Below are 15,388 nucleotides of genomic sequence, written 5' to 3' on the forward strand. Positions count from 1 at the left end.
GATCAATTGAAGTCGAATTCTACGTCGGGAGCCTCTTCGGACCCGGGATCTGCTTCATAACGGGTCATCTCATCAAAATCATAGTAGCCTGCAAAGAAACGTCCAAAGAATGTTTTGATGTGTTTGTTGTACTGCCCAACAGCCTCATTGTATCGGTTTCGTTCTACATTGATACGATTCTCAGTACCCTCCAATTGTGCTTGCAGCTGTAAAAAGTTTTCATTTGCCTTCAAGTCGGGATATCGCTCAACGGTGACCAACAATCGCGATAGCGCTGAGGTCAACCCACTTTGGGCCTGCTGAAATTGTTGCAATTGCTCTGGGGTGATGTTTGTAGGGTCGATACTCACAGCGGTAGCTTTCGAACGCGCATCGATCACTTCTTTCAACGTGGTACGTTCAAAATCTGCGGCTCCTTGAACGGTCTTTACCAAATTACCGATGAGGTCGTTTCGTCGCTGATAGGAACTCTCCACATTGGACCAAGCCGTTTTTGCATCTTCCTGATAGCTGACCGCTTTATTATAAAACCCAGTGGCTATGAAAAAACCAATGATCGCTAAGAGTACAATTCCGCCGACAACAGCCGCCAAACATCCATATTTCTTCATGTTTATATATTTAAAGTTGTTCTTTGATCTTCAATAATTCAGCCTTCACCTTTTCTAACTTTTGGATGATCTCAAAATTTGAAAGCGTCTTTTTCTTGTTTTCCTTCAGGTGTATTTTCGCACCTTCTAGGGTAAATCCGCGCTCTTTCACCAAATGATAGATAAGCTTGAGATTTTCGATGTCCTTCGTTGTGAACTTGCGATTTCCCTTCGCATTTTTTTTTGGCTTGATCTCGTCAAACTCCTGTTCCCAAAAACGTATGAGAGAAGTATTCACTTGGAACGCTTCGGCCACTTCACCTATGCTGTAGTAATGTTTCTCGGGAAGATCTATTATCATAATCTAAAATTAATGAGAATTATTTAAAAACAGCCTCTTATTTCTGCGTGAAGTGCTCAGAAATTCAGACTAAAGAGCATTCAGTTATTGAGCAATGCATTTGAAAGAATATTTATTTGACCGCAGGAAAGGATAGGTTAGGTAGATCAATTGGGTAACCTGAAGTATCCATCCTCGGTAAAGATGAGTCCAGTCTCGGGAAAATCCATCGCTGTCAGACGTTTGATCTCCGACAAGGCGCCTTCCTTTTTGTCCATAAAAGGATACACACCATCCAATTGTTTGGCCGAATGCACCTTACCCTCCAAGAATATACCGTCTTTCGTCGTGCGTACTTCTACGATAGGAGCATATCCTTTAACGCCATTGAGGTTAAATCTCTTGTAAGTGCAGAAATTTCCAAGACTATAGGCGATAAAACGATTTTTGTAGACTTCAACGGCTCGGGTTATATGCGGACCGTGTCCAAAGATGATGTCCGCTCCGGCATCGATCATCTTATGGGCAAACTCGTAGACATTGCCACGATCCTCACCATAGAATTTTTCGGTCTTCCGCGTTACATTTAGATGATCCGTACCTTCAGCGCCTCCATGAAAGGAAACAATGACGATGTCGCAACTGTCTTTAAGCATTTTTACGCGTGCTATGGCCTTTTTATAGTTTTGAATCTTCGGTGTATCGGTATTAGGGGCAAAAGCACAAAATCCATATTTGATACTATCTTTGGTGAAGGTTGTGAATGTTTTATCATAGACTCCAGCATTGGCGATGCCCAAAGAATCCAATGTGCTGATGGTATTGCTAATGCCAACATCTCCAAAATCACCAATATGATTGTTTGCGATGCTCATTACGTCAAAGCCCGCTCTTTGCAAATGACTCCCTAAATATTCTGGAGATCTAAAGGAATAACACTTCTTCGGGTCTTTACAGTGTTTCGCATTTTCCCCTTCGTCGGTGAGCGTGCCTTCTAGATTTCCAAAGAGTATATCCGTTTTCCTAAATACAGAATCTACTTTCTGAAAAGGGTATGCTCCCTTTTCGGGCAAATAGCTTGCATCGGGGAAATCAGTGCCCATCATGATGTCTCCGACGGCCATAAAGCTTAGGGTATCGATCTTTAGCGTCACTTCTTTTTGATAGGTGATGGGTGTCACCCTCAGCTTTTTACTGGTAAATATGCGCAGCGTATCCGTTATGGTGCGCAGTTCTTTTGTTTCTTTTGGGGTAGGGGCGTTTTGTGCACCGACCATTGACGCCATGAAAAGTGCAGCAATAAATAAGAAATACTTCAACATTAATCCAGAGACTGATTTTCTTGATTTGCGATTTTCAACATGGCAGCAAACTCCTCGGCCGTAAGATTACCGTAATAGAAGTTGATCGGGTTGATCTTTTTACCATCCTTGAACACCTCATAATGTAAGTGTGGTGCTTGAGATCGACCAGTACTACCTACATAACCAATGATGTCACCACGTTCCACCTTTTGTCCAACTTTCACGTTGTATTTGCTAAGGTGCGCATATAAGCTCATGTAGCCATAACCATGATCTAGTCGGATGTGCTTTCCGTAGCCAGAAGAACGATTGTCAGCCCTTTTGATCACCCCATCGCCCGAAGCAAAGACCGGTGTTCCCCTTGGTGCGGTAAAATCCATGCCATAATGGAATTTTCTCGCCTTCGTGAACGGGTCGCTACGCCAACCATAACCAGAGGCCATGCGCGTTAGGTCAGAATTTCTTATCGGCTGTATCGCAGGAATCGAAGCTAATAGTGCCTCTTTATCGTCCGCAAGCTTTTTGATCTCATCAAGGGATTTGGATTGTACCACCAATTGTTTTTGAAGTTCTTCCAGCCGCTTTGTCGTGTTGATGATCAATGGCGAATTGTCTGCTCCTTCGAGATCTTTATAACGATTGATACCACCAAATCCAGCTTTTCGCTGTTCATCAGGGATCGGATTTGCCTCAAAATAAATACGATATAGATTGTTGTCTCGTTCTTGGAGATTTTCGGCAACCGCATCTATCTGATCCATCTTCTTATTCAAAAACTCATACTGAAGCTTCAGATTTTCGATCTCACGTGCCTGTCTTAGTTCGACCGGGCTAGGAAAAATACCGCTGTTGGAGATTGCGAACCAACCTCCAAAGATCAAGAGCCCAGTAGCAAGCAAAAGCAAAAAGATATTACGCGCTTTTTGCTGCTTCTTGGTCTCTATCTTTCGATAAGACAAAGTGTCGGAATCGTAATAATATTTTACCTTAGACATACGTTAAAAATGTGCTATTTTTGCCTTTCTAAATAAATTGAAAAAATAGAGTTGACAGTTTGGGTAACGAACAAAGATAGAAATTGTTTTGTAACGATGTCAACTTTAACGTAAACTTAGGCAACTTCACCGCTATGCAATCCAAAGAAGTACGAAGCAAATTTTTAAGTTTTTTTGAAGGGAAGCAGCACCAAATCGTGGCTTCTGCCCCAATGGTCTTAAAAGATGACCCAACCTTAATGTTTACCAATGCAGGAATGGTTCCTTTTAAGGAGTTTTTCTTAGGTAATAAGAAGGTGAAGTATAGCAGGATCGCCGATACTCAAAAATGCCTTCGTGTAAGTGGTAAGCACAATGACCTTGAGGAAGTAGGGAAGGATACCTATCATCACACCATGTTTGAGATGCTTGGCAATTGGAGCTTTGGGGACTATTTTAAGAAGGATGCCATTGCTTGGGCGTGGGAATTGTTGACAGAAGTTTATGGTATCGATAAAAATGATCTGTATGTAACGGTGTTTGAAGGAAGTGATGACGCCGATAAGCTTGCGATGGACCAGGAAGCATATGATTTTTGGAAGGCCATCATCGCAGAAGACAGGATCTTGATGGGTAACAAGAAAGATAATTTCTGGGAGATGGGAGATCAGGGACCGTGTGGCCCATGCTCCGAGATCCATGTAGATATCCGCACTGCCGAAGAAAAGGCGAAGACACCTGGTAAGGACCTTGTGAATATGGATCACCCACAAGTCGTAGAGATATGGAACTTGGTCTTTATGCAATATAATCGCAAGGCCAATGGTGGTCTAGAGGAGTTGCCTGCAAAACATATCGATACGGGCATGGGATTTGAGCGTCTTTGTATGGTACTTCAAGGCGTACGATCTAATTATGACACCGATGTATTTTCACCCTTGATCCGTGAGATCGAAACTATCACACATTCAAAATATAATACGGACGAAACCATAAATATCGCTATTCGTGTAGTTGCCGATCACGTAAGAGCTGTAGCCTTTGCGATCGCCGATGGACAGCTACCTAGTAATACAGGTGCTGGCTATGTGATTCGCAGAATACTTCGTCGTGCGGTGCGCTACGGATTCACTTTTTTGAATACAAAAGAACCTTTTATATACAAGCTTGTCCATACATTGAGCAAGCAAATGGGAGAGGCGTTCCCAGAGCTGAAGTCACAGAAACAACTCATAGAGAATGTAATTAAGGAAGAGGAAGTCTCCTTTTTAAGGACCTTAGAGCAAGGATTGGTGCTATTGGAAAATATTATCAAGAATGTAAAAGGAAAGGTCGTGTCTGGTGAGAAAGCATTCGAATTGTATGATACGTATGGTTTTCCTATCGACTTAACAGCTTTGATCCTTAGTGAGCGAGGCTTGGAATTGGATGAAGAAGGCTTTGAAACTGAGCTACAAAAGCAAAAAGACCGTTCCCGAGCGGCAACCAAAGTTGCGACAGGCGATTGGATTCACTGTCATGATACTGATGAAGAAGTCTTTGTGGGATATGATACTTTGAAGGCCGACGTAAAGATCACACGTTACAGGAAGGTTGAAAGTAAGAAGGAAGGAGAACTCTATCAATTGGTATTCGATCAAACGCCTTTCTATCCTGAAGGTGGTGGGCAGGTTGGCGATAAGGGATATCTAGAAGCTTCGAATGGCGGAGTTGTTTATATCATCGATACCAAGAAAGAGAACAATTTGATCGTTCATTTTGCAAAAGGTCTACCAAGAGATGTTGAAGGGACCTTTAAAGCAGTTGTTGATGAGAAGCAGCGTGCCAGAACGGCCAAGAACCATACCGCTACACATCTATTGCATCAAGCTTTGCGCACCGTCCTAGGTACGCATGTAGAGCAGAAAGGTAGTATGGTTCACAGCAATTATTTACGTTTCGATTTTTCGCATTTCAGCAAAGTTGCCGATGAGCAGTTAAAAGAGGTCGAAGCGTTTGTAAATGCCAGGATACGAGAACAATTACCATTGGATGAGCGTCGAGGCATCTCATATAAACAAGCGATCAACGAAGGGGCGATCGCCCTTTTTGGAGAAAAATATGGAGACTCGGTTCGCGCGATTCGATTTGGTGAGTCGATGGAACTGTGTGGAGGAACGCATGTAGAGAATACGGCTGATATATGGCATTTTATCATCAAGTCTGAGGGCGCAGTTGCGGCTGGGATTCGTCGTATCGAAGCGATCACCGGTGATGCGGCAAAGGAATATTTTGTGGAGAAGGTAGAGGCCTTTAATGAGGTAAAAGCTGCTTTGAAACACGCCAAGAACCCGGTTCGCACCATCGGAATCCTTCAAGATGAGAACGCCGCGCTAAAAAAGCAGATCGAAGAATTGATGAAGGAGAAGGCCAAGAATCTCAAGGGCGATCTAAAGAAGGAGCTGCAAGAGGTGAATGGTGTTCATTTCCTTGCCAAAAAAGTACATTTGGATGCTGCACAGATCAAGAACCTTGCTTTTGAGCTCGGCGGAGAGATGAAAAATCTCTTCTTGCTTTTTGCCACTCAAGATGGCGAAAAGGCAATTCTAACCTGTTACATCTCAAAAGAAATTACTTCAGAAAAATTGCATGCCGGCACTATCGTTCGCGAGCTTGGGAAATACATCCACGGTGGTGGAGGTGGACAACCTTTCTTTGCAACCGCAGGCGGCAAGAATCCGGCGGGTATCGAGGAAGCTTTGGAAAGGGCCATAGATTATTTGAAAGAGACGAACTGAAACTACAAACCACCATACCGCTTCGACCCGCCAAGAATCAAATCGATTATGATTCAAAGGTTCTTTTATTGGGTTCGTGTTTCGTAGAGAATATTGGGGCGAAATTGAACTATTTCAAATTTCGAACGCTTCAAAACCCCTTCGGAATTCTCTTTCATCCGCTGGCTATTGAAAAATTGATCTCAAGGTCGATCAATCAGGAACAATTTGTAGAAAAAGACACCTTCTTTCTTAACGGCAGATGGCATTGCTTTGATGCCCATTCTATTTTGAGCGATGTTTCGAAAGAACAACTGCTTCAGAAGTTGAATACAGCGATTTCATCGACGCATCAGATGCTTCATCAGGCCAGTCATATTGTTCTAACGCTAGGAACTTCTTGGGCATACCGGCATATTGAGAGTGACCACTTTGTAGCCAATTGCCATAAAGTACCTCAAAAACGATTCTTAAAAGAATTGCTTTCGGTAACGCATATTGAAGAAAGTATAGAGGCAATTGCAGCGCTCATCAAAAGTGTGAGTCCTGACGCCCAGATCATTTTTACGGTTTCACCAGTGCGCCACCTCAAGGATGGATTTGTCGAAAATCAACGGAGTAAGGCGCATCTTCTGACCGCAATCCATGAAGTGATACATAGTGATGTCTCCCTGAGTATGGTCGAAGGATATTTCCCTTCGTACGAGATCATGATGGATGAACTTCGAGATTATCGTTTCTATGAGGCGGATATGTTGCATCCCAATCAAACGGCTATTGACTATATTTGGGAGCGATTTCAAGAAGTTTGGATTGCACACGGCGCTAATGATACGATGAAAGCGGTAGAAGAAATTCAGCGGGGAATGCAACATCGACCTTTTGATGCTGATAGTGAACAGCACCAACAGTTTCTTTACGATCTAGAGAAGAAGAAGACCGCACTTCGCGAGCAGTTCCCGCATATGGTATTCTAAACGGTTGGCAAAAATTGCGTTTTCAGTTCCACGTTTTGGAAATAAGGATGTCGATGTGAGCCAGTACAGCTGTCAATTCCAAAAAGAAATATGTAACTTTCTCAAAAGTTTAATTCATGCGGAAAGTCCTTTTTGGTATCATCATCACCTTGTTGCTATTGCTATTCTTTCAGTATTGGCAACATCAAAAGGAGGAAGAAAACACCTCTTTTGAAAATACACAGCTTATACAGCAGCAGATAGAGAATGTGGGAAAATTGGTGGTTACCGAGGGACATTTTTCAGAGGTTTATAACTACTCTGACGAAAAGACGTATCTAAGCGATTATGTCTCCTTTGAAAAGAAAGCCCTTGTGGTCATCAATGCTCACGCTTCAATTGCCTACGATCTAAGCGAGCTTAAATATGAACTGGATGCTGAAAACAAAGTATTGCGTATCCTTGCTATCCCCGAAGCGGAGGTCGACATCAATCCGACGATAAAGTTTTACGATATCAATCAGAGCGTGTTCAATCCTTTTACGGGGGAGGATTACAATAAGATACAACAGAAGGTTCGCGAGGAATTAAAAGTAAAAATAGAGAGCTCCGTGCTCAAAAAGAATGCGAAGAATCGATTGATGAGCGAACTTGCAAAATTCTATATACTTACCAATTCTATGGGATGGACCTTAGAATATAAAGAAAGGCCGGTTAAGGAAGTAAGGTTTTTTGAAGATTTTGAATTAAAGGATTGATTTTTATACGTGATGCAAAATTACTTCAGACAACTATCGATGACCATTTATTTCTTGGTCTATGGTCTTTCTTGTTTTGGTCAACTTATCCATGATGACGATCGATTGCTGGTATACACTGTTGATCCGGCAAAACAAGAGTTGAGATTTTTCTGGAAGAATAATGATGGTATCAACTATTCAAATTTTCAGAGCTTGCGGCAGGAGGTTGCTAAGAAAAACAAGCAACTGGTTTTTGCTATGAATGGAGGCATGTACAAGAGCGATCGATCGCCGCAAGGATTGTATATAGAAAATGGAAGAATACTGGCTAAAATAGACACCACGAATAAGGCAAGTGGCAATTTTTACATGCAACCTAATGGTGTGTTCTATCTAACAAAGGCGCAGAGGCCGGTCATATGTAGAACGGATGCTTTTATCAATGACAACAATGTCGAGTATGCTACACAATCGGGACCAATGTTATTGATCGATGGAACGATACATCCAAAGTTCAATCAAGGGTCAAGCAATATTCATATACGAAATGGTGTTGGGGTCCTTCCTAACGGACATGTGCTTTTCGCAATGTCTAAAGAAGAGATCAACTTCTATGATCTTGCTACTTTTTTTAAGCTGAATGGTTGTTTAAATGCCCTTTATTTGGACGGGTTTGTTTCCAGAACATATCTGCCCTCAAAAGGATGGGAGCAATTAGACGGTACTTTTGGGGTTATTATAGCTGAAACTAGAAATTAGAAGACCGCAATTTGCTGGTAAGGTCATTCAAGCCACCGGCATTTTTAGAATCTACCCCAAGACTCTTTAGAATGAATGATGCATGTTCACTTCGTTTCCCGTTCCCACTGTAGAGGATGATCGATTTTCCTTCGATATCTAGTTCCTTAACTTTCGTTCTAAGCTCATGTACCGGAATGTTTATCGAGCCGGTCACATGTCCTTCAATATACTCTGAGGGTGTTCTAACATCAATGATAAGTTTGTCGCTAGCACCCGATCGCTGTTCTGACGAAGTGTTCTTTTTACTGAATAATCCCATGATGGATTGGTTTGGTTGGTTAGAATCGTATGGTGAATGTAAGACTAATTTAATCAAAAAGTCATACAATCTGATTCTTATTGACCAATTTGAGACCACCGTCGATCAAATGACCTATTTCCGGACGATGAAGTTTAACGCTTTCTAAATGTGCAAAAATATCTTTAGCAAAATCATCATCTCCATTATTTTTTGCCAATTCATAAAGCTCGACAGAAAGCAGCCAGTCGTTCGGATAGTTTTCAATGACCTCCTCTAAGACCTTGTGGCGGGAGATGGTGCGATTGGCACCCTCTCGATAGTCTCTAATTTGCTGATATAAGGTTTCTAGGCGTAGTCGCTCTGGCGATTTGTCAACTTTGATAGTTGTTTCGGATGGAACATGTGTAACAAGGTCAAAACTTGTCACATCTGCAGGGCCACTAAATGCCGAAATGATTTCCTTGCCCACAGCCATATCGAAGATGCCCCATTCTGGACGGAAAAGGATGTCATCACCATGAGTTACGGTACAATCCTTAAAACTGATCAATAAAATTTTACCCTGGAGGTTTCGAGTCCCAGTAATAATTTCACCTGAAACTTTAATGCCTCCTTCAAATTCTAAGGTAACGTGTTCGTTTTCATGAATATCATAAGCGCTAAGATCCCTCGGGCTCATATCTTCGATCGCAAGATTGATTCCTTTTAATTTCCCGATCGGGGAACCGAAGCCTTCGGGATGATTTTCTATGCCGTGGCCAACAAGTTCTTTTTCTCTGTTGGACAATGCCGTTTTTCCAGTAGTTTGAAAATAAATCGGGTTTCCATCTTTAGATATTACTTTGTTGAAGACACCTGATATCTGCAGGCCGGTACTTAGCTCTATCGTACCCAGTGCCTTGGAATCTATTAGTTTCTGAATACCGGTAAGACCTCCCCTTCGTAAAGCCATCGTATTGGCAAACTCTTCGAGCACCAAACTGAGATGGGCAAAGTCTGGTGTCACAAACAATTGCGGCTGAGGTTTGGTAATATCGAATGACTGATGCGCCGCATCAATATTGTAGGGTTGTTTAGCAACCTTATCGGTCATGCACCAAGCACTTTCGCCAATAGAGGAGAGTAGGCCAGCACCATATATCTTAGGATCTTCAACTGTGCCGATAAGACCATATTCCACGGTCCACCAGTGCAAATTTCTTATGAGTGCCATCTCGCTTGGGACGCCCATGTTCTGTTGGAGTGTCTCAATGTGCTTTTCTGCTTTTTCAATGTCCTCTTCGGGAGTGCCAGGGGCTTCTTTGATGATAGATAAATGCCTTACGGCCTCGTATAGTTCATAATCTTTTGCAGATGAGATCGCTTTACAGCCAATCTCGCCAAATCGTCTTAGATATTCTGCATATTCGGGATTGGCGATGATGGGTGCATGTCCAGCTCCTTCATGAATGATGTCTGGTGCAGGAGTATATTCTATGTGTTCTAGCTGACGAATGTCCGAAGCTATAACAAGTACGTTGAATGCTTGAAATTCCATAAAGGCGCTCGGAGGAATGAATCCGTCAACGGCAACTGCTGCCCATCCGATTTCCTTAAGAATTCGGTTCATGCCATACATGTTTGGAATATGGTCGATAGAGATTCCTGTGAGCTGTAGTCCTTTGACATATGATTCGTGCGCCACCTTGCTTAGGTAATCCACATTCTTTCGCATTACATAGCGCCATACAGCCTGATCTATCGCAGAATAGTCGTCATAGTTCTGTGGTTTGATGAATTGCCTCAGGTGAGCCGGCAACTTGTCTATGATCGGATTGCTCTCGTATGCGGGTTTCATGCTATCATAAATTGTGTGATTCGTAAAATTACAAAATAGAACCTAATGAATTTTGTAAAAAAATTATAAAAGCATGTTGAATATTAAGAATTCTACTATCGCTGGAGATATCAAAATTAGGGGGTATTTACCCTACTGAGGCCCCTGTAATTACTTAAATTGAAAAAAAACTTTTACGATGTATCACTACAAGGCAAAGGTCATCGATGTATATGATGGCGACACCATAACGGCAGTTGTCGATTTGGGCTTCTTACATTATCAAGAAATGAAACTTAGGCTTTATGGAATTGATACCCCAGAATTAAGAGGTGAACAAAGGGAAGAAGGGCTCAAAGTTAGAGATATCCTTCGCGAGATGATTTTGGATAAGGAAGTAGAATTGTTTACATACAAAGATAAGCAAGGCAAATATGGGCGCTATCTAGCTACGGTAGTTATCGAGGGTCTAAACATTAATGATTGGCTTGTAGCCCAGGGACATGCAGAGATCTACCTAGTATAGAAAAAGGCCTCTTTGTTTTCGAGGCCTTTCTTCAATCTGCTTAATTAGCAGCTAAAACTTGTGGAGGATAGGTCTTCATTATTTCGGTAACAAATTCCTTGATCCTGGCTTCTTTTTTATTCATATCCGAAGATCTGGAAAGGTTGCCTGTACCTTTGCCTTGCCATATCAATTCTTTTTTATCAGCATCGATAAGGTCGATATATAGAGAGCCTTCAGTGGTAGTGGATACAGAGTTAAATCCTCCTCCCCATCCCCAAGGTCCCCATGGGCCGCCCCAGCCCCAGCCCCAACCCCAGCCCCAGCCGGCGTTGTTGTATACATTGACACGCTCCTTTTCCTTGGTGAAAATGCTTACGAGAATATCTGGGTCACTAGATTTTACAAACCCTTTCGCTACCAATTCTGCTTCGATAGCCCTAAGAATTCGCTTTTTGTCTAAATCTGAAATTTCGGCCTTATCAACACCTGGCTTGTAGAAAGCGAAGGATTTGTATTCGTTAAAGTCGGCCTGCCTGTCGTAGTCCGTAGCTACACGCACCGAAACACAAGAGCTAACTAGTACGAGTAAGGCAACGGGGATCAATAATCGAAATGTTTTCATCGTATTGCTTTTTTTTGAGTTAATGTTCGCTTTTGACGGCCAAACCTTTAAGAAGATTTTCATCTACTTTATTTGGCAACGTTACTTTTAAGTTGGGTTCAACGCTCATCGCACGTTTTATCGCGAAGGTCGCCTCATCATTTCTAGCCCAACTGCGCCTCGCTATTCCGTTGTTCACATCCCAAAATAACATGGATTTTAAGCGTTTATAGGCTTCCTTAGTACCATCAAGAATCATGCCGAAACCACCGTTGATTACCTCGCCCCAACCAACACCACCACCGTTGTGAATGCTTACCCATGTCGCACCTCTAAAACTATCGCCAATAACATTGTGGATGGCCATATCGGCGGTAAATTGAGAGCCGTCATAGATATTGGAAGTTTCTCTGTAGGGGGAGTCAGTTCCAGATACGTCGTGATGATCTCTTCCAAGTATAACCGGTCCTATTTCTCCTCGGTGTATCGCTTCGTTGAATGCCTGCGCAATTTGGATCCTCCCTTCAGCATCGGCATATAAAATTCTCGCTTGGGAGCCGACTACCAATTTGTTATCTTTTGCGCCTTGTATCCAACGGATATTATCGGCCATCTGTTGTTTTATCTCATGGGGAGCGTTTTCCTTTATGTCTTTTAATATTGCACAGGCTATCTCATCGGTTTTTGCAAGGTCCTCGGGTTTTCCAGAGGCGCAGACCCAACGAAAAGGACCAAATCCATAATCAAAGCACATGGGTCCCATAATATCTTGAACATAACTGGGATATCTAAAGGTTTTTTTGTCCTCGGCCATCACATCAGCTCCAGCTCTAGATGCCTCAAGAAGAAACGCATTTCCATAATCGAAGAAATAGGTTCCCTTCGCTGTGTGTCTATTTATTGCCTTGGCCTGTCTTCTCAAAGATGCTTGTACCTCTTTCATGAAGTTCTCTGGGTCATCAGCCATCATTTTATTTGCTTCATCAAAAGAAATACCAACAGGATAATAACCGCCAGCCCATGGATTGTGGAGAGACGTTTGGTCGGAACCAATGTCAATATAGATCCCTTTCTCATAAAATGACTCCCACACTTCCACAATATTGCCTTGATAGGCGATGGAGACCACCTCTTTTTCTTTTTTTGCCCTTTTTACTCGTTCTGCAAGTTCGTCCAAGTTGTCTATTACCTCATCTACCCATCCCTGTGAATGACGGGTATGTGTCGCTTTCGGATTAATCTCAGCACAAACCGTTATGCAACCTGCTATATTTCCTGCTTTTGGTTGTGCACCGCTCATACCGCCCAAACCAGATGTTACAAATAACTTGCCCTCAAGCCCCTCGTCATTTTTGGCGATCTTCCTGCCAGCATTCAGTACCGTTATGGTAGTGCCATGAACAATGCCCTGAGGGCCAATGTACATATAGCTTCCAGCGGTCATCTGCCCATATTGAGTAACCCCTAAGGCATTGAATCTTTCCCAATCATCAGGCTTGGAATAGTTGGGAATCATCATACCATTGGTGACTACAACTCTCGGCGCTTCCTTATGAGAAGGAAATAATCCTAAAGGATGTCCAGAGTACATTACCAATGTCTGCTCGTCACTCATTGTCGCAAGATATTGCATCACTAGACGATATTGTGCCCAATTTTGAAATACCGCACCGTTGCCACCATAAGTTATAAGCTCATGGGGATGTTGCGCTACCGCGTCATCTAGATTGTTCTGTATCATCAACATGATGGCCGCCGCATGCTTGGACACTGCCGGATACATTTCGATTGGTCTAGCAAATATTTTATGGATAGGACGGAGGCGATACATATAAATGCGGCCATAGGTTTCGAGTTCATGGGCAAATTCTGCGATCAATGCCCTGTGATGGTGCGGTTCAAAATATCTCAAGGCATTTTTTATTGCGAGTTTCTTTTCTTCCGCTGATAAGATTTCTTTTCGTTTAGGAGCATGATTAATATCGAGATCATAAGGTTTCGGTTGGGGTAGTTCTGAAGGAATACCTTGTAATATCTCTTCTCTAAATGTCATCGTTATCTTATTTAGTTTTGAAAGAGTCACTTTTTTTATCATAACCATAGGGACAATGTCGGCAACCACTTTTACAGCAATACCCTCTTTTTAGATGATATTGCTCGGTAAAACAGCGGTAGCCCTCAGGCGTTAGATAGTAGTCTCCTTCTTCTACTGGGATTTGTTTTTTTATCATATTTTAGCTTCGTACTACTGATTTTCGTCGAAAAACATCGCATTTCGTCTATTTTACGTATATAATGTATTGTGTTTTCGACCTTTAAACAAAGGTACGCTAATTTGGCCTCAAATTTGTAACATGTAACATATGGTGTTGATTTCAAAATATATGTTTCCCAAAGGATTCGTGGGTTTGACTCTTTGGCCCCTTATTATATTAAAGAACGGTTCTCTGAAAAATGATCTGGTCCTGCTTAATCATGAAAGAATACATCTTAAACAGCAATTAGAGCTGCTTATAATCCCTTTCTACCTCTGGTATTTCTTTGAATGGACCTTTGGGCTCATCAAATATCAAAATGCATATAAAGCATATAAAAACATAAGTTTTGAAAGAGAGGCATATAAGAACGAGACCGATTTTGATTATCTAAAGCATCGGTCTCGTTGGAACTTCCTCTTATATTTATAAGTAGCGCATTGTATTTTAGTATCCTTTTTAGCTAGACTCTTTCACGACTCAATAACTCCTCAAACTTCTTGAGATGCAGCTTGTTTTGAGGTTGCATATCTAAAAAAAAAGTAGCATATTTGCGGTACCCAAATTTTACTAACTTAAAAGAGACCTATGTAAAAAAGCTACTTATTCATTCTTTTTCGGAATTACCTATGCAAATACATTTATAGGTCTGACAATCCGATAATTTTACAAGAACTTTTTATAGTTGAGATTGAAAAATACCAAATAGCCCAGTATTTTTTGATCCAGTCCTTAATGATTTTAAGGACTCAATAACATGCCAAGATTTTGCCTTTCGGCACCGTGGCATATGATTTTATTTTGAATAGAATTAAGACCCAAATCTATAATTAACCTATTTATTAGCATGAAAAAGCTTTTACTTTTGCTATCATTCTTTCTCTTTAGTTTGATGTTAAGTGCCCAAACTTTCAACTATCAAGCAGCAATAAGAGATGGTTCAAATGACTTAGTTACAAATCAGGCCATCGGTCTGCAAATCTCAATTAATCAAGGGAGCGCTACTGGTACTTCTGTTTATCAAGAGACGCATCTTACCCCCTCGAATGACTATGGAATTATTTCCATAGAAATTGGAGCCGGAACAATAGTTTCGGGTAACTTCAATTCCATAGATTGGAGTACTGCCAATTATTGGCTAGAAATTTCAGCGGACATTACTGGTGGAACCTCATATTCTCTTTTAGGGGCATCTAAGCTGCAAGCGGTGCCATTTGCAATGTATGCGGCATCAGGTACCGCAGGCCCACAAGGACCTCAAGGTATCCAGGGCCCTCAGGGACTTCAGGGAGTTCAAGGACCAGCAGGCCCAACTGGTGCAACTGGACCACAGGGTATTCAAGGTCCGGCAGGAGCACAAGGCCCAACCGGTGCACAAGGTCCGGTAGGACCGGAAGGCCCTCAAGGTCCACAGGGACCAGCGGGAGCCAATGGAATTGACGGTGCTGATGGTATCGATGGAACGAATGGAGTGGACGGTGCTGACGGGATCGACGGTGACTCCGC

The 15,388-nt window shown here is 42.1% G+C and carries 14 protein-coding genes and 1 pseudogene; 6 read left to right on the top strand and 9 right to left on the bottom strand.

Annotation, left to right across the window (positions count from 1 at the left end; genetic code table 11):
• Positions 1-2: 2 nt before the first annotated feature.
• From ACFQ1M_RS15375 to ACFQ1M_RS15390, 4 genes are all read right to left on the bottom strand, one after another.
• Entirely contained in the window at positions 3-611 is a 609-nt protein-coding gene (locus ACFQ1M_RS15375) for a LemA family protein (RefSeq protein WP_386409778.1), read from the bottom strand.
• A 10-nt stretch (positions 612-621) separates the two neighbouring features.
• Positions 622-951 (bottom strand): MerR family transcriptional regulator, encoded by a 330-nt coding sequence (locus ACFQ1M_RS15380; protein ID WP_386409780.1) that lies wholly within the window; start codon positions 949-951, stop codon positions 622-624.
• Between the two features lie 146 nt (positions 952-1,097).
• The gene (locus ACFQ1M_RS15385) at positions 1,098-2,252 is read right to left on the bottom strand and encodes a CapA family protein (protein ID WP_386409782.1); all 1,155 of its coding nucleotides are present in this window, start codon (positions 2,250-2,252) and stop codon (positions 1,098-1,100) included.
• A complete protein-coding gene (locus tag ACFQ1M_RS15390) occupies positions 2,252-3,229 on the bottom strand; it encodes a M23 family metallopeptidase (RefSeq protein ID WP_386409784.1) in 978 nt (325 codons plus the stop codon). Before ACFQ1M_RS15390 ends, ACFQ1M_RS15385 begins: the two co-directional genes overlap by 1 nt.
• Before the next feature lie 134 nt (positions 3,230-3,363).
• Between ACFQ1M_RS15390 and alaS the strand changes: the two genes are divergently transcribed.
• The 4 genes from alaS (at position 3,364) to ACFQ1M_RS15410 (ending at position 8,419) form a co-directional block, all read left to right on the top strand.
• Positions 3,364-5,985, top strand: coding sequence for an alanine--tRNA ligase (gene alaS / locus ACFQ1M_RS15395; protein ID WP_386409786.1), 2,622 nt, complete (start codon positions 3,364-3,366; stop codon positions 5,983-5,985).
• A 41-nt stretch (positions 5,986-6,026) separates the two neighbouring features.
• Entirely contained in the window at positions 6,027-6,941 is a 915-nt protein-coding gene (locus tag ACFQ1M_RS15400; RefSeq protein ID WP_386410903.1) for a GSCFA domain-containing protein, read from the top strand.
• Positions 6,942-7,057: 116 nt separating this feature from the next.
• On the top strand, positions 7,058-7,678 hold the full coding sequence (locus ACFQ1M_RS15405; protein WP_386409788.1) for a DUF4230 domain-containing protein: 621 nt from the start codon (positions 7,058-7,060) through the stop codon (positions 7,676-7,678).
• 39 nt (positions 7,679-7,717) lie between these two features.
• Entirely contained in the window at positions 7,718-8,419 is a 702-nt protein-coding gene (locus ACFQ1M_RS15410; RefSeq protein ID WP_386409790.1) for a phosphodiester glycosidase family protein, read from the top strand.
• Here ACFQ1M_RS15410 and ACFQ1M_RS15415 read toward each other — a convergent pair.
• Positions 8,409-8,720: a rhodanese-like domain-containing protein gene (locus tag ACFQ1M_RS15415; protein ID WP_386409792.1), complete on the bottom strand. Its 312-nt coding sequence runs from the start codon at positions 8,718-8,720 to the stop codon at positions 8,409-8,411. The genes ACFQ1M_RS15410 and ACFQ1M_RS15415 overlap by 11 nt on opposite strands.
• 61 nt (positions 8,721-8,781) lie before the next feature.
• Positions 8,782-10,539: an aromatic amino acid hydroxylase gene (locus ACFQ1M_RS15420; RefSeq protein ID WP_386409794.1), complete on the bottom strand. Its 1,758-nt coding sequence runs from the start codon at positions 10,537-10,539 to the stop codon at positions 8,782-8,784.
• A 178-nt stretch (positions 10,540-10,717) separates the two neighbouring features.
• Here ACFQ1M_RS15420 and ACFQ1M_RS15425 point away from each other — a divergent pair, with 178 nt between their 5' ends.
• Complete coding sequence (locus ACFQ1M_RS15425; RefSeq protein ID WP_386409796.1) at positions 10,718-11,044, top strand: thermonuclease family protein; 327 nt, start codon at positions 10,718-10,720, stop codon at positions 11,042-11,044.
• 40 nt (positions 11,045-11,084) lie between these two features.
• On the opposite strand, the gene ACFQ1M_RS15430 is transcribed toward ACFQ1M_RS15425, so the two are convergent.
• Genes ACFQ1M_RS15430 through ACFQ1M_RS15440 form a run of 3 tightly spaced genes read right to left on the bottom strand, consistent with a single transcriptional unit; the run spans position 11,085 to position 13,858 of the window.
• Entirely contained in the window at positions 11,085-11,648 is a 564-nt protein-coding gene (locus ACFQ1M_RS15430) for a DUF4136 domain-containing protein (protein ID WP_386409798.1), read from the bottom strand.
• Between the two features lie 19 nt (positions 11,649-11,667).
• Positions 11,668-13,680 carry a urocanate hydratase gene (locus ACFQ1M_RS15435; protein WP_386409800.1) on the bottom strand — a complete coding sequence of 671 codons (2,013 nt, stop codon included), beginning with the start codon at positions 13,678-13,680 and terminating at the stop codon, positions 11,668-11,670.
• A 7-nt stretch (positions 13,681-13,687) separates the two neighbouring features.
• Positions 13,688-13,858: a DUF5522 domain-containing protein gene (locus tag ACFQ1M_RS15440; RefSeq protein WP_386409802.1), complete on the bottom strand. Its 171-nt coding sequence runs from the start codon at positions 13,856-13,858 to the stop codon at positions 13,688-13,690.
• Between the two features lie 871 nt (positions 13,859-14,729).
• Between ACFQ1M_RS15440 and ACFQ1M_RS15445 the strand changes: the two are divergent.
• Positions 14,730-15,388: pseudogene (locus ACFQ1M_RS15445) on the top strand (hypothetical protein); the annotation flags it as partial.

Origin of the sequence: Sungkyunkwania multivorans (assembly GCF_042675645.1) — a bacterium.
In the GTDB taxonomy this organism is placed as follows: Bacteria; Bacteroidota; Bacteroidia; order Flavobacteriales; family Flavobacteriaceae; genus Sungkyunkwania; species Sungkyunkwania multivorans.

Bases quoted from the DNA above. Each gene is read 5' to 3' on its own strand.
- ACFQ1M_RS15375 (WP_386409778.1), bottom strand. From the start codon at position 611: ATGAAGAAATATGGATGTTTGGCGGCTGTTGTCGGCGGAATTGTACTC.
- ACFQ1M_RS15380 (WP_386409780.1), bottom strand. From the start codon at position 951: ATGATAATAGATCTTCCCGAGAAACATTACTACAGCATAGGTGAAGTG.
- ACFQ1M_RS15385 (WP_386409782.1), bottom strand. From the start codon at position 2,252: ATGTTGAAGTATTTCTTATTTATTGCTGCACTTTTCATGGCGTCAATG.
- ACFQ1M_RS15390 (WP_386409784.1), bottom strand. From the start codon at position 3,229: ATGTCTAAGGTAAAATATTATTACGATTCCGACACTTTGTCTTATCGA.
- alaS (WP_386409786.1), top strand. From the start codon at position 3,364: ATGCAATCCAAAGAAGTACGAAGCAAATTTTTAAGTTTTTTTGAAGGG.
- ACFQ1M_RS15405 (WP_386409788.1), top strand. From the start codon at position 7,058: ATGCGGAAAGTCCTTTTTGGTATCATCATCACCTTGTTGCTATTGCTA.
- ACFQ1M_RS15410 (WP_386409790.1), top strand. From the start codon at position 7,718: ATGACCATTTATTTCTTGGTCTATGGTCTTTCTTGTTTTGGTCAACTT.
- ACFQ1M_RS15415 (WP_386409792.1), bottom strand. From the start codon at position 8,720: ATGGGATTATTCAGTAAAAAGAACACTTCGTCAGAACAGCGATCGGGT.
- ACFQ1M_RS15420 (WP_386409794.1), bottom strand. From the start codon at position 10,539: ATGAAACCCGCATACGAGAGCAATCCGATCATAGACAAGTTGCCGGCT.
- ACFQ1M_RS15425 (WP_386409796.1), top strand. From the start codon at position 10,718: ATGTATCACTACAAGGCAAAGGTCATCGATGTATATGATGGCGACACC.
- ACFQ1M_RS15430 (WP_386409798.1), bottom strand. From the start codon at position 11,648: ATGAAAACATTTCGATTATTGATCCCCGTTGCCTTACTCGTACTAGTT.
- ACFQ1M_RS15435 (WP_386409800.1), bottom strand. From the start codon at position 13,680: ATGACATTTAGAGAAGAGATATTACAAGGTATTCCTTCAGAACTACCC.
- ACFQ1M_RS15440 (WP_386409802.1), bottom strand. From the start codon at position 13,858: ATGATAAAAAAACAAATCCCAGTAGAAGAAGGAGACTACTATCTAACG.